At 46.0% G+C, this 14,558-nt stretch carries 12 protein-coding genes; 8 read left to right on the forward strand and 4 right to left on the reverse strand.

The window, feature by feature from the left end:
* Positions 1-79: 79 nt before the first annotated feature.
* Entirely contained in the window at positions 80-1,813 is a 1,734-nt protein-coding gene (locus QT994_RS17425) for a DUF3352 domain-containing protein (RefSeq protein WP_333176478.1), read from the reverse strand.
* A 136-nt stretch (positions 1,814-1,949) separates the two neighbouring features.
* Between QT994_RS17425 and QT994_RS17430 the strand changes: the two genes are divergently transcribed.
* On the forward strand, positions 1,950-2,576 hold the full coding sequence (locus QT994_RS17430; protein ID WP_333176480.1) for a Uma2 family endonuclease: 627 nt from the start codon (positions 1,950-1,952) through the stop codon (positions 2,574-2,576).
* A gap of 9 nt (positions 2,577-2,585) precedes the next feature.
* Here the strand turns inward: QT994_RS17430 and QT994_RS17435 are convergent, their stop codons facing one another.
* A complete protein-coding gene (locus QT994_RS17435) occupies positions 2,586-3,191 on the reverse strand; it encodes a pentapeptide repeat-containing protein (RefSeq protein WP_333176482.1) in 606 nt (201 codons plus the stop codon).
* A 135-nt stretch (positions 3,192-3,326) separates the two neighbouring features.
* Between QT994_RS17435 and purL the strand changes: the two genes are divergently transcribed.
* The 7 genes from purL to QT994_RS17470 all read left to right on the forward strand — a co-directional run bounded on the left by purL (position 3,327) and on the right by QT994_RS17470 (position 12,640).
* Positions 3,327-5,891, forward strand: a complete 2,565-nt coding sequence (purL, locus tag QT994_RS17440) for a phosphoribosylformylglycinamidine synthase subunit PurL (RefSeq protein WP_333176484.1) — start codon at positions 3,327-3,329, stop codon at positions 5,889-5,891.
* Between the two features lie 199 nt (positions 5,892-6,090).
* Positions 6,091-7,851 carry a bifunctional serine/threonine-protein kinase/formylglycine-generating enzyme family protein gene (locus QT994_RS17445; protein ID WP_333176486.1) on the forward strand — a complete coding sequence of 587 codons (1,761 nt, stop codon included), beginning with the start codon at positions 6,091-6,093 and terminating at the stop codon, positions 7,849-7,851.
* 226 nt (positions 7,852-8,077) lie between these two features.
* Complete coding sequence (locus tag QT994_RS17450; protein ID WP_333176488.1) at positions 8,078-8,326, forward strand: type II toxin-antitoxin system ParD family antitoxin; 249 nt, start codon at positions 8,078-8,080, stop codon at positions 8,324-8,326.
* Positions 8,323-8,649, forward strand: a complete 327-nt coding sequence (locus QT994_RS17455) for a type II toxin-antitoxin system RelE/ParE family toxin (protein ID WP_333176490.1) — start codon at positions 8,323-8,325, stop codon at positions 8,647-8,649. Before QT994_RS17450 ends, QT994_RS17455 begins: the two co-directional genes overlap by 4 nt.
* Positions 8,650-9,357: 708 nt before the next feature.
* Positions 9,358-10,824, forward strand: a complete 1,467-nt coding sequence (purF, locus tag QT994_RS17460) for an amidophosphoribosyltransferase (RefSeq protein ID WP_333176492.1) — start codon at positions 9,358-9,360, stop codon at positions 10,822-10,824.
* A 248-nt stretch (positions 10,825-11,072) separates the two neighbouring features.
* Entirely contained in the window at positions 11,073-11,318 is a 246-nt protein-coding gene (locus QT994_RS17465; protein ID WP_333176494.1) for a hypothetical protein, read from the forward strand.
* A gap of 236 nt (positions 11,319-11,554) precedes the next feature.
* Complete coding sequence (locus tag QT994_RS17470; RefSeq protein WP_333176496.1) at positions 11,555-12,640, forward strand: DUF3474 domain-containing protein; 1,086 nt, start codon at positions 11,555-11,557, stop codon at positions 12,638-12,640.
* Positions 12,641-13,047: 407 nt separating this feature from the next.
* Here the strand turns inward: QT994_RS17470 and QT994_RS17475 are convergent, their stop codons facing one another.
* Together QT994_RS17475 and QT994_RS17480 are read right to left on the reverse strand one after the other, a co-directional pair.
* Positions 13,048-13,650 carry a hypothetical protein gene (locus tag QT994_RS17475; RefSeq protein WP_333176498.1) on the reverse strand — a complete coding sequence of 201 codons (603 nt, stop codon included), beginning with the start codon at positions 13,648-13,650 and terminating at the stop codon, positions 13,048-13,050.
* Between the two features lie 237 nt (positions 13,651-13,887).
* Positions 13,888-14,277, reverse strand: coding sequence for a DUF1830 domain-containing protein (locus tag QT994_RS17480; protein WP_333176500.1), 390 nt, complete (start codon positions 14,275-14,277; stop codon positions 13,888-13,890).
* Positions 14,278-14,558: the final 281 nt, after the last annotated feature.

Raw genomic sequence — 14,558 nt, forward strand, 5'->3', positions numbered from 1 at the left:
TCCTTCTTCCTTCTTCCTTCTTCCTTCTTCCTTCTTCCTTCTTCCTTCTTCCTTCTTCCTTCTTCCTTCTTCCTTCTGACTAATTCAGCCGCATAAATATTGTAGCTTTGCGAATGCCTGTGATCTCTCCCGTACTGGTGACGGTGAGCGATCGCAAGTGGTCGAACAATGGTCTTGCCGAAAGTTCAATTAACCTCAACAGCGGGATTTGTTTTTCCCAAATTGGCCTGCTGGAGGGCCAGTCTAAATAAAAATAGCCGTCGTTAGATGGCGGTAGCGGTTCAATGCTGGTTTGAAAATCTTGATTGGCAACTAAAGAGCCTGTTTCTGCTGCTTCTAGTGCTGCGTCCATTGCTTCTACAGAAGTGGTGAAAATTTCGTATTTGCCGACGGTGGCTCGAACTCCTTTTGCCTCGGTTTCGATCGCACTTTTTCTCTTATTTTGTCTCCCATAATTTGGGTTCGTTGTCAACTGCGTCCAAGCGGTAATTTTCTGGTTTCTGAGAGTGAAGCTGCCGATGCTGTATTCTTTGCTGCGGGCAATTTCATCGAGTTTGTCGATCGCCTTTTGGGAATCAGCAGATTTTTCGGCCGCGAAAATCCAGTCAGCACTATTTGACGAATTTGGAAGCACTGCTAAAGCGTATTCTCCTTGTACCCAGTCAAATATATCCTGCTGCAGGTTGACGCCCCAAACTTGCTGAATATCTGCGAAGGTGCGATCGACTAATTTTGAGACTTCTGCATTAGTGGACACCGCCGACGACAAATCAGCCCAAAAATTCCTTAAATCCGTGCTGGCGACCGCGAAAGGACTCGCTGAGGGAATGTACTGCAAGGCTTGCACAGGTTCCGAGAGTATGGGAGAAGCTGTGTTTTCTCGCGATGTCACTAAAGCAGTTTGAGCCACCAATCCTCGTCGGTTGACTCCGACAGCAACTGCAAGAGAATTAAGAGAAAGTTGGGGATTTTGCTCGGTTGCTGACTGCGGGAGATTGACAAATGCTAAAGCTATTCTGCCTTGATTTAACTGCTGTAAAGCTTTTTGATATTCCGGGGTATTGTTGAGATTTAGATTGTCTGCTTCAACGTTATTAATTGCATCTCGAATCACCGTCGGACTGTTGGCAAATAAAACAAAACTGGGGTTATTTCCCGAATTTGAACGGCCGCCGATTGCCGCTGTGGCGAAACTACGTGGCAAAGTTGACTTCGGCAGGGAAAAGGAGTTGAAAGGCGAAATTGCAGCGGATTTTTTGTTAGCTGTAAGTGATTTTTTGTAATTTAGTTGGATGCCTTTATAGAGTTCCGACTGCACTGTTTTCTCGGCCCGAGATTGTTTTCGCCAGTAGGAGTCGAGAAATTGTTGGCTGCGATCGACATTTTGGGAGGAAACTGCCAGCAAAAACCCGGTTTCTTTGCCGTTGCTGCTGTCGCCATCCAAATCGGGCGTTGTTACGGCGAGGGTAATTTCGTCACCTATCCAAGGTTGGATATCTCGACTGTAATCCAGGCCTGTATTGGCGAGAAAACTTTTTTTGATTTGCTCAAATTCTGCGTGCGATCGGCTTCTTTCTTCGGGAGTGGCAAAAACTTGTCGCAATGCTTCGAGGCGATCGGGATTTACCAGCATTGAAGCTAACAAAGGTGCTTGTTTCGAGACAAACACAGCCGCAGCCGGGGTAGTTGTCGGCCCGCCAGCAAGCAAATTGAGGGGAGTTTGAGTTGTCAGCCAGTAAAAACCACCGGCACTCAAGCCTAAGAGTGCCAAGACGCCAGCAATGAGGAAAGAAAAGAACGATCGCAGCTTCATACAACAAGGACTAATGACCACAGTCTATTATTAACTAGAGTAGCGCATGACCGTAGCTGTCGGCAGATACTTTTTGTGCTGTTCGCAAAAAAAAAGGATAAACTAAAATATTCTCAAACTATAAAATCCAAGTAAAATGCTAACAATATCAACGCCCCCCGAACAGCGAGTTTTACTCCCCAATATCAGTTGGCAATTATATGAAAGCCTGCTAGGGGAACTGGGCAACAAACGTTCCACCAGAATTGCTTATCATCAAGGTCAATTAGAAATTATGGTGCCACTACCGGAACATGAAAATCGCAATAGGCTGATCGATCGCTTAATTGTAACTCTCATAGAAGAACTCAATCTGGAGTACAACCCCTTTGGCTCGATGACTATTCAAAAACGCAAAAAAGCAGCGGGAAAAGAACCAGATTCATGCTATTATATCCAGAATGAAGCACTGGTTAGAGGGAGAACCGAATTAGACTTTGCTCAAGATCCGCCGCCCGATTTAGCACTAGAAATTGATATTACCAGCAGTTCCTTAAATCAATTCGATTTATATGCAGATTTAGGCGTACCAGAAATTTGGCGGTACGACGGACGAAGCATCAAGTTTTATCAATTACAAAATGGCGAATATGCCGAGTGCAATTTTTCCCGGGCTTTCCCCATGCTACCGACTGCAAAAGTTGACGAATTTATCGATCGCACTCAAACTACAGGCGCAACCACAGCAGTGCGAGAATTCCGGGAATGGGTAAAAAATCAGTAATTGTGTAGTCTACCACGGCACTCCTCGCGCATCGGAAAAATCTGCATCTAGAACCGCCCCCGGATCGAATACAGCATCAGTTAAATCAGCTTTTCTAAACGACGTTACCGACAATTTTTCTATTTCTTCAACAGCAATAAAAAAGCCGATCGCAGTTAACCCAAGAATTACCCCAGAAACCAAAAATAAGACAATTCCCCTGATAGTATCTCCGCCAAAAAATGTCACAATACCGCTAGCGCCGATCGCAGCAGCAGCCCCAGCAACAGCCCCTGCCACAATCCCAGCCTCACCGCGAGTCGCAGCAATCGCCGTAGCAGCCGTTCCGGCCACAGCCACAGCCCCCGCATCCGCCCCGGCTATCAGTCCAGTCAAAGCCCCAGCGCCCGTCACTGTCACCGCAGTTACCCCAGCCCTAGCAATCAAATTTCTCACCCGCCTGCGGCTTTGTCCGGTTCGGACACCCTGAAAATTTGCCCCCCTCAAAATCGCCCCGGTGAAATTGCAGCCTCGAATGTCGCAACCGCTGAAATTCGCCCCTGACAAGTCAAGCCCTTTAAAAGAACGGTTCCGCAAGTTTTGGTTAGCAAAATTGAGATTTCGAGGTAAAGTCATTCGATTTTAGATTTTAGATTTTAGATTTTAGATTCACAACCCAAAGACCTAGGATTATAGATTTTAGATTATAGATTTTAGATTAACCAACCACAGGGCATTTAGAATAAAGCCTGTGGTTTATAACGAGTTTCCATGTCTCCCATCTCCGAATCCCCATTTTCCCCCGAACAAATTGCCGCTGAAAGACTCAAACCAGAAGAATATGAAGAAATCGTTCAGCGTCTAGGTCGCCATCCCAATAAAGCTGAATTGGGAATGTTCGGCGTCATGTGGAGCGAACACTGCTGTTACAAAAATTCGCGGCCACTATTAAAACAGTTTCCCACAGAGGGCGATCGAATTCTAGTCGGGCCCGGAGAAAATGCCGGCGTCGTAGACTTGGGGGACGGCTTGCAACTCGCCTTCAAAATTGAATCCCACAACCACCCCTCAGCAGTCGAACCTTTCCAAGGTGCAGCAACCGGTGTCGGCGGGATTCTCCGCGATATCTTCACAATGGGTGCTCGCCCGATCGCACTTTTAAATTCCCTGCGTTTTGGCAACTTAGACGACCCTAAAACTCAGAGATTGTTCAAAGGCGTAGTATCGGGAATTTCCCATTATGGAAATTGCATTGGAGTACCCACAGTTGGCGGCGAAGTTTACTTCGATCCTGCTTATTCCGATAACCCCCTAGTAAACGTTATGGCCTTGGGTTTAATGGAAACTCAAGAAATCGTAAAATCCGGGGCATCCGGCATCGGAAATCCCGTGCTTTACGTCGGTTCAACTACCGGGCGCGATGGCATGGGAGGAGCAAGTTTTGCCAGTGCAGAATTGACAGACAAATCAATGGACGATCGCCCCGCAGTCCAAGTAGGAGATCCATTTTTAGAAAAATCCTTAATTGAAGCTTGTTTAGAAGCATTCAAAACCGGTGCAGTCGTCGCCGCCCAAGACATGGGTGCCGCCGGAATCACCTGTTCGACATCAGAAATGGCAGCCAAAGGCGGCGTCGGCATTGAATTCGATTTAGACAAAGTTCCCGTTCGAGAAAGCGGTATGGTTCCCTACGAATACCTACTTTCGGAATCCCAAGAACGGATGTTGTTTGTTGCCCAAAAAGGACGGGAACAGGAATTAATCGATATTTTCCACCGCTGGGGATTGCACGCGGTAGTAGCGGGGACAGTTATCGAAAAGCCGATCGTCCGAATTCTATTTAAAGGCGAAATCGCTGCCGAAATTACCGCGACTGCTTTGGCAGATAACACACCAATTTATCATCGAGAACTGTTGACAGAGCCGCCAGAATATGCTAAAAAAGCATGGGAATGGACGGCGGATTCGCTGCCACAATCCACAGTTAAAGGTATCGAAGTTAACGGCAATTTCCAAACTTGGAATCAGATTTTGCTGACGCTTTTAGATACTCCCACCATCGCTTCTAAACGCTGGGTTTATCGCCAATACGACCATCAAGTGCAAAACAATACTGTTGTTTTACCGGGTGGTGCTGATGCTGCGGTTGTCAGATTGCGTCCGCTAGAACCCTGCCACTCTTCCCTAGCTAAAGGGCTAGAAGAACACCCCCTTGCTAAGGGGGATCTACAGAGAGAAGATGCTGTTTCTGAAGCTTCGGAAAGCAAACAGGAAGAAGAAGTAATTCCTCTATTTACAAAGGCACAAGGTAGGGAAACTCCAAAAGTTTCTCCCCCCCTTAGCAAGAAGGAAGTGCCGCAGCAAGGGGTTATTCCCGGAGTTGCTGCAACGGTTGATTGCAATTCTCGTTATGTTTATCTCGATCCTTATGAAGGTGCAAAAGCAGTCGTAGCGGAAGCAGCGAGAAACTTAAGCTGTGTGGGCGCTGAACCTCTCGCAGTTACTGATAATTTGAATTTTGGCAGTCCTGAAAAGCCGATCGGATATTGGCAGTTAGCGTCAGCTTGTCGCGGAATTGCTGATGCTTGTCGGGAGTTGGGAACGCCTGTGACTGGGGGCAATGTTTCTCTTTACAATGAAACTGTTGATGCTGAGGGGAATCCTCAACCAATTTATCCGACTCCGGTAATCGGAATGGTGGGGTTAATTCCCGATTTGAAGAAGATTTGCGGCCAAGCTTGGCTAAAGAAAGGTGATTTAATTTATGTGCTGGGAATTGGTGAATTATCCCAAAACTCAGAACTTCCATCTGAAAGCTCAAAAATCGAAACTTCTCCTACTTTGGGAGGTTCGGAATATTTAGCAGCAATTCACGGGATTGTAGCTGGGAAACCGCCAAGGATAGATTTTGAGTTAGAAAGAAAAGTGCAATCGGTTTGTCGCGATGGAATTCGGCAAGGTTGGGTATGTTCTGCCCATGATTGTGCGGAAGGTGGAATTGCGATCGCCCTCGCGGAATCTTGTATTTCTGCTAAAATGGGTGCGGAAATCCATCTCAGTTTCAATTCGGAAAAGGTCGGCCGCTGGGATGAAATTTTGTTTGGTGAAATGGGCAACAGCATTGTAGTTTCAGTCGCACCCAAAAATCAAGGGATTTGGGAGTCTTACCTGCAAGAACATTTGACCAAAATGTGGCAAAAAATTGGTTTAGTTTGCTGTGCTGAATCACCTTTGCGGGTTGTGACTGCTGACAATAAAGCGTTAATTGAGGTGGCGATGGGTGATATGGGCGATCGATTCTATAATGCGATCGAGCGTCGGATTGCATCTGTCTAATCGCATTCCATATAAAGGGCGGTTGAAACCGCCTCTACACAGACGAAACCCGCCGACGCGGGTTTAAAATTTTCAGTCCGCGCAGGCGGAGTTTGTTTGTGCAGAAGCGATTTCAAACGCCCAATTAATTGCCCAATTAATCGTCGAGTCAATCGCCCAGTCAATCTATACAATATAAACAGTATCATTCATAAAATAAATGATTTGCTGTATCAATCCCGACTGCGCCAATCCTCAAAACCCCGACGGGCAAACATATTGTATCAGTTGTGGCGTTAAACTCGTCCCCATCCTGCGAGGGCGTTACCACATGATCAAATTCCTCGGTAAAGGTGGCTTCGGCAGAACCTATTTAGCAGAAGATATTGATAGACTAAATCAACGCTGTGTCGTTAAACAATTAGCACCAAATTTCCAGGGTACTTGGGAGAGTAGCAAAGCGAGAGAATTATTTCAGCAAGAAGCCAGACAACTGCAACAGCTAGGACAACATCCCCAAATTCCATCACTAGATGCCTATTTTGAAGAAGACAAATATTTGTATCTCGTACAGCAGTTTGTCGATGGTGATAATTTGTTGACGCTTTTCCAAACTCAGGGAATTTTGCAAGAAAGCCAAGTTAAGCAAGTATTACTCGAACTTCTACCTGTTCTCAAGTTTATTCACGAACAAAAAATTATTCATCGAGATATCAAGCCTGAGAATATTATGCGCCGTCGCAGCGACGGTGTGTTAATGCTGATTGATTTCGGAGTTGCCAAACAGTTGTCGGGAACAGTAATGTCTAGACTGGGAACGAAAATTGGTTCGGATGGTTATGCACCCATTGAACAAATGAAAGGGGGTGAAGCTTATCCAGCCAGCGATTTGTTTAGCTTGGGGGCGACTGCTTTTCATCTACTGACAGGGCTATATCCTTTTGATTTGTGGGTGGATCAAGGTTATAGTTGGACGGCCAATTGGCAGCAACATTTGAAAAGCCCCATAGAAAAGGGATTGGAAGTGATTTTATATAAGTTGTTGGCAAAAGATATTCAGCAGCGCTATCAATCAGCCGAGGAAGTTTTAATAGATTTTCAACGTCAGTCAAGACAAACTCCCGCACCGACACCAACTCCCGCGCCGACTTTACAAAGGTTTGACTTTGAAGTGGTGACAGTTGATGTGCGGGGTAATATAAGTAGCCGTCAACGCCGTCAAGCACAATTTTTTAGGGAAAATTTAGGTGGCGGTGCAATCTTAGACATGGTAGCAATTCCTGGCGGCCGTTTCGTGATGGGTTCCCCTAATACGGAAGCAGGGCGAAATAACAATGAAGGGCCGCAGCATACTGTGAATATCTCTCCTTTTTTTATGGGTAAATATCCAGTCACTCAAGCACAATATCAAGCGTTGATGGGGAATAACCCTTCTCATTTCAAAGGTTTTTTCAAAAGCAAACAACTCCCTGTAGAACAAGTTACCTGGAATGATGCTGTGGAATTTTGCCGGAAACTTTCTGAAAAAATAGGGAAGACTTATCGTTTACCTTCGGAAGCGGAATGGGAATATGCTTGTCGCGCGGGAACTACAACACCTTTCTATTTTGGCGACACCATTACGCCGGATTTAGTTAATTATAATGGCAATAATCCTTACGGTGCTGCGCCGAAGGGGCTTTATCGTCAACAAACAACGGATGTGGGCAGTTTTCCACCGAATCCGTTTGGTTTATATGATATGCACGGGAATGTTTGGGAAAGGTGCAGTGATAAGTGCCACGATAATTATAGTGGTGCACCGACTGACGGAAGTTCTTGGGAAACTGGAACGGATAATAACCGAGTGCGGCGTGGCGGTTCCTGGTACGACGATGCGGTCTATTGCCGCAGTGCCATTCGTTTGAGGTATTCGGCGGGCTCTCGCTTCAGGGGCATCGGTTTTCGCGTGGCGGTAGCTTCGGTTTCTTCCTCGTCCTAGTTTCCGCGTAGTAGTGGTAGGGTGCGTCGCTGTCAACAATCTACAAATCAAATCGACAATCTCGCAGCGACACACCGCGAGAGTCAGTCAGGTGCATCGCCATCTCAAATCTGCAAATTTCCTCAAAAATCTCACAGCGACGCACCCTACAAAAACGGAAATTGATCGAACCTGATTTATAATAATTAAAATATGCCAAAGTCGCACATCAGGAAGGATAAAAAATATGAGCCTCAATCTTCCTCTTCCCGATTCAATTCAAAATTTTATTAACGAACAAGTTGCAATCGGAGGCTACAGTAATGCAGCGGAATACATCTTGCACCTAATTCGCCAAGAACAAGCAAGAGCTGCGCGGGTTGAGTCGTTATTGTTGGCTGGTTTGGATAGTGGCAATTCTATAGAGATTACCGATGATTGGTGGGAGCAAAAACGCGCTCAGTTGGTGCAGAAACTTGACCGACAGCAGCAATGACTAAACGGATTGTCATTACACCAAGAGCAAGTCAAGATTTAGACGAAAATTTTGCATATATTGCTCAAAATAATCTTGATGCTGCATTGCGTTTTTTTGATGCAGCACGTCAGACATTTGCGAGATTGGCTCAAATGTCGGGAATGGGCCGCCTGTATCCGGTTCAAAATCCACGGTTGGAGGGTTTGCGAAGATTGTCAGTTAGGGGTTTTGAGAATTATCTGATTTTCTATTTGTCTTTTGATAACTATATTGAGGTAGTGAGAATTCTGCACGCAGCGAGAGATTTAGAGGAAGTTTTGTCAGGAGATGAAGCTGATTGACTTTGTAGATTAGGGAAAGTTTTCAGGCTGCAAAATCTCCATCCCACGGTTCACTCCTGTGGACATTACTTAATACTCGATCGCGCCCCAAATGACATTACATGGTCGCACAGATTCCCATGATGATATACTAGGTCAATTTTATGGAAAAGTCAAGATATATGGGCTTTAAATCCTAATATTTGAAAAAGCCCATCAAGCAAGTTTCTACTTTATTTTCCATTGCACGATCGCCGATCTATTCGTTCCCCTCTGCGGGGACGAGAGTTTGACAAGAAGCGATTTCAAGAGACTGTGGGCGAATTTAAAAATGGTTTCACTCCTCACCCCTAAAAATAGTGGCTCTGGACTAAGTATTTAATTAACCATATAGCTATTAACTACCAATAGCGAACCCAAACGCTGCATTCCAGATGTGAGGGGTAACACCCTCGGCGAATTATCCAACAGTCTCTTTCAATCGCCGAATCCCTCGCCGAATCCCTCGCCCACAATTAATCAAGGTTAATATAGGATCAGGGGGCGATCGATACTACAATGCCATTAAACGCCGCATCGCTTCTGTCTGAAATGCTACACGATTTGGAAATAATGACAGATCCGTGGCAAGATTAAGGGAATGTTAAGTTATGCGACGCTTTCGCAAACAAGATTTCCCGCTGAAACTGTCCCCCTAACCCACCTTCCCCATTAGGAACCCACCCATCTATGATTCCCAACCATTCCTTCGAGGCTGACGAGCATTCTAGCAAACCCGACAAGCCCGAGGAAGCTTGCGGCGTTTTTGGTATCTACGCACCGGGTGAAGATGTAGCCAAGTTGACGTACTTCGGTTTGTATGCCTTGCAGCACCGGGGTCAGGAATCCGCAGGGATTGCCACCTTTGACGGTGAAACAGTCCACCTGCACAAAGATATGGGACTGGTTTCCCAAGTCTTCAACGAATCGAGTTTAGGTCACTTGCCCGGTAACTTAGCTGTAGGCCACACTCGCTACTCTACTACCGGCTCGTCCCGCGTGGTCAACGCTCAGCCTGTGGTTGTCCAAACTCGTTTGGGAAGTCTGGCATTGGCACATAACGGGAATCTTGTCAATACCAAAGAATTGCGGGAAGAATTGCTGTCTCGGAAGTGCGAGTTTGTCAGCACGACAGATTCAGAGGCGATCGCAGTGGCGATCGGCTCCGAGGTAGACAAGGGCAAAGACTGGTTGGAAGCCGCGATCAGTGCGTTTGCTATGTGCCAAGGAGCCTTTAGTTTGACGATCGCCACCCCCAAAGGAGTGATGGGAGTCCGGGACCCCCACGGCGTCCGCCCGTTGGTAATTGGCATCCTCCCCACAACTCCGGTACGATACGTTTTAGCATCGGAAACTTGTGGCTTGGATATTATCGGTGCTGAATTTTTGCGGGACGTAGAACCGGGAGAATTAGTTTGGATTACAGATGAAGGTATGGCTTCCTTCCACTGGAGTCAGCAACAAAAGCGCAAACTTTGCATCTTTGAAATGATCTATTTTGCTCGCCCCGATAGCCAAATGGAAGGTGAAAGTTTGTACAGCTACCGCCTGCGGATCGGGCGTTTGTTAGCAGCAGAATCTCCGGCTGATGCGGATATAGTCATCGGGGTTCCCGATTCTGGAATCCCGGCCGCGATCGGCTTTTCTCAAGCTTCCGGCATTCCTTACGCCGAAGGATTGATTAAAAACCGCTACGTCGGGCGCACTTTTATTCAACCGACTCAGACAATGCGGGAGTCAGGAATCCGCATGAAACTCAACCCTCTCAAAGATGTGTTGGAAGGAAAGCGAGTAATTATTATCGATGATTCGATCGTGCGCGGTACTACCAGCCGCAAAATCGTCAAAGCCTTGCGGGATGCGGGCGCAACTGCAGTTCACATGAGAATTTCCTCGCCGCCTGTGACTCATCCGTGTTTCTACGGGATCGACACCGACAATCAAGATCAGTTGATTGCTGCTACTAAGTCAGTCGCAGAAATCGGCGCCCAAATTGGGGTTGATTCTTTGGCTTTCTTGAGTTGGGATGGAATGCTGAAGGCGACTAACGAAGACCCGATGAGTTTTTGTTCGGCGTGTTTCACGGGTGATTATCCGATCGACGTTCCAGAAGTGGTAAAACGGTCTAAGCTCATATTAGAAAAGGCTGGAACCTAGAAAATCCCAAAGCGAAAAAGCGATCGCCCGTCACTTTCCGCAATTTATGAACTTTCAAAATTTTCTGGTAAGTCATTGCCAGAATGTGTGTAGAAATGTTACATTAGCTTAGCTGTAGCAATAATTGCAGAATTTGTGAACTGTAGTGAACAGTCAGTTGGGTAGAACTTGCGTGAAACCCAACACTCTGATTGGAGATTGGAGATTGGAGATTTGTCCTTAAATCTAAAATCGCCAATCAAAAATCGATGGGCTTTTCCCTACAGACTCGTTCAGAATTTTTGCTCGAAGCGCTGTATGCTACCTGCAGACTGGAGGTAGTTCCTCCAGATGTCCACTCTCAGATTGAAGTCGCATTTCGCACCAACAACGGGCACATGAGATTTTTTCAGATAACAGGGTCGATCGCACTAATTTTTCCCACACAAGTATTCCACAAGCCAACTTGCTTGAGAATCGCGGACGGGCTGTTCATGCGAACTAAAGAACTTTAGAAACCCTTGCAGAGTAAAAATATGGCTCCTTGCAGTTTGAATGTTACCTCACCTGCATAGGGATACAACCCCCCGACTCATGTCGGGGAGAGCCAAAAAATTTAGATATTAGTAGTTTAAGCCCCCAGATTCATCTGTGGAGTGAATCTAAAATCTAAAATCTAAAATCTAAAATCGATTGACTGTTAAAAGAAGGCGGAATGCGGTTTCTCAAGTCAGCTTAAATCGGAAACTTCGTGCAATCAAATACTGTTCTCAATCCCCCGATCAATCAAGGCTCGTCCTCTCGTACAACAGAGTTACCTTTTACTCTTCAAGATATCAAAGCAGCTATTCCAGCCCACTGTTTTGAACCCTCGGCCTGGAAATCTCTGGCTTACTTCTTTTTAGATATTGGCATCATCGCAGGTTTGTATGCGATCGCCTACACCGTCGATTCCTGGCTCTTTTACCCAATATTTTGGTTAATGCAGGGAACCATGTTTTGGGCATTGTTTGTAGTGGGCCACGACTGCGGACACGGTTCATTTTCTAAGAGCAAATGGCTCAACAACCTGATCGGACACCTCTCCCACGCTCCAATTCTTGTCCCGTTCCACGGTTGGCGGATCAGTCACAGAACCCACCACGCGAATACAGGCAGCTTAGATAACGATGAAAGCTGGTATCCCGTGTCGGAGAGCCATTACGAACAAATGCGCTGGTACGAAAAGCTGGGACGCTTCTATTTGATGTTATTTGCCTACCCACTTTATCTGTTTCGCGGATCGGGCGTTCGGGCAGGTTCTCACTTCATGCCCGGTAGCCAGCTTTTCCGTCCCTCCGAAAAATGGGATGTGTTGACGAGTTCCGCATCCTTGGTACTGATGGTAGGCTTTTTAGGCGCCCTAACCTATCAGTTTGGTTGGCTGTTTTTACTCAAGTTCTACTTGGTTCCCTATGTAGTGTTCGTGATGTGGCTGGATTTGGTAACATACCTGCACCACACAGAAGCCGATATTCCTTGGTATCGCGGTAAAGATTGGTATTTCTTGAAAGGTGCATTGTCTACGATCGATCGCGACTACGGAATCATCAATTCCATCCATCACGACATCGGGACTCACGTAGCCCACCACATTTTCTCGACGATGCCGCACTATCACTTGAAGGAAGCAACGGAAGCAATTAAACCAGTGTTGGGCGATTATTATCGCAAGTCAACCGATCCAATTTGGAAGAGCTTTATTCGCTCTTACTGGGATTGTCATTTTGTCTCGGATACAGGTTCGGGAGTTTACTACGAATCGCCTACCACTCGGCGATCGGCTGAAGTTAAGTAGTTTAAATAAACAATAGAATACGTAAAAACTCGGCTTCTTAAAGAAACCGGGTTTTTCTTTGTTGTGAGTGTTTGATAATAAGATGTGCCCGATTTAACCGGGATAGTGGGGGCGGGCAAGATGCCCACCCCACAAGAAATTTAAGAGTTTTAAAAATGCAAACTAGCTAAATATTTTTCAGCTAATCGTAGCCACATAAAGTATCACAATCAAAGAGGTTTGTAAGTGATCGCGCGTTCAATCTATATACTTATTTTGATGGCAAATCTTGTGGGGTGGGTTTCTTGCCCCCCAAAGGTAAAAACTCAATGCAGTACAGCTTATTCAGGACTTCACTCCGAGCAAGTTTTATGAGGGCTGAAGTCCTCAGTACCAACTTTATAACGGTTATTGTACCGGACATAATATTACAAATTGCCTTTAAGCCCGATCGCCGTGACAATAGTCCACGCATCCACCAACAGCAGCAGCAGCGTACAGAAGAGCAAAATAAGATACATCCAAGGCTGAGACAAAGGGCGGACATCTCTAGTATCAATACCTGTTTTTGCTTCCACCAAACCGACTAATTTACCAAATCCAGCCACTCGCATTGGCAACAAATAACCTTCACCCGAATGACTCAAAAAATAGTAAACTAAACCTCCTTGACCAGTCGATCGAGGTTTGAGAGCTTTTACCTCAGTCCAAGGTAGCGACCAACCCTTGCGAAACAAACGCGGAAACCATTTGGGATATGTGACTTCAATCCCTTCCTCGCTCAAAATTACCCTTTCACTGAGCACGCCGTAGAGGCCCACAGCGCCGACAACAATTCCCGCCCAGAGTGCGGCCGGGGGAACGGGTGCTTTCGTTACTTCAGACAAAAACGGCAACGGAATTGTCAAGGCTGTGTACAAGCTCAACAGGGTGATTCTAATCAGGGGAGAAAGCCGGAATACAGCCGGCTCAAATACTGGGGCAGAAGATGGGGAAGAAGATGGGGAAGAAGCAAGAGGTTGTGCTGACATGGCTGAAATTCTAGAAGCTGTTTAATGATATTTTTGCACAGCTTCCGGGGCCGCCAACAAAACTCAGGGAAATACGAAAAACCGGACAATATTTGCAGTTGTGAGTTTTGATCTAAAATTCATTTCAGAAATTTTGATTTTTAACTGTTGAATTTTTACCGTTTTGCAGAAGTTGGAATTTTGAGCGCAGAGCTATCAATTAACTGACAATTTATAACTCAAAACTCACAACTCCGATTAATCCACGGCGGTTAGTGCCGGTACAGTCAAAGGTTCTGAGAGTTCTCGGGATTTGGGGCGGCCGGCTATTACTGTTCGATCGCCCTGAACTGCGTCTCGGGATCTGCTAGGATTGACGTTTGAATAGGGGCCTTCGTTAATTTGCAAGCGATCGCAAGGAATTGTATCCGACAAAATTGCACTGGCCATCATCCCGGTGTGAATTTCCAATGCTGCGGCCCGTATCGCTTCAAACACTAAGCGCTGTCCGGGAAACACTACTCGTTCAAAGTACCAGTTAGGAATGTTGGCTATACGAGCAATCTGAATTTGACTGGTGGCGTTGACGTAGCAGCACAGAATCTTGCTGTCGGTGTCTGAGGGTAGGGGGTCAAGAATTTGAGCCATAAATGCTGAGGGAGCCTTGCCTAAAAGTTTTAGTTATCTTCTCAGGCTAACACTAGGCGATCCCAGCCAACTGTAAAGCCGACTACCAACTCCCTAATACATTAGAGACCGAGCGTACCTAACTTAAAGTCTAACCGGATAAATATCGGCTTTTTGACTTTCCGCTGGGATTTTCTGTCAAAATACGCTGTATTGACTTAAAAATTAGCTTTTTTCTGCTGCTCTCGCCGATCGACACCAACAAGCTCGGCATTGAGCCAAATAGAAAAATTTAAGAATAT

It is taken from the genome of Microcoleus sp. S13_B4, assembly GCF_036700885.1.
In the GTDB taxonomy this organism is placed as follows: Bacteria; Cyanobacteriota; Cyanobacteriia; order Cyanobacteriales; family Microcoleaceae; genus Microcoleus.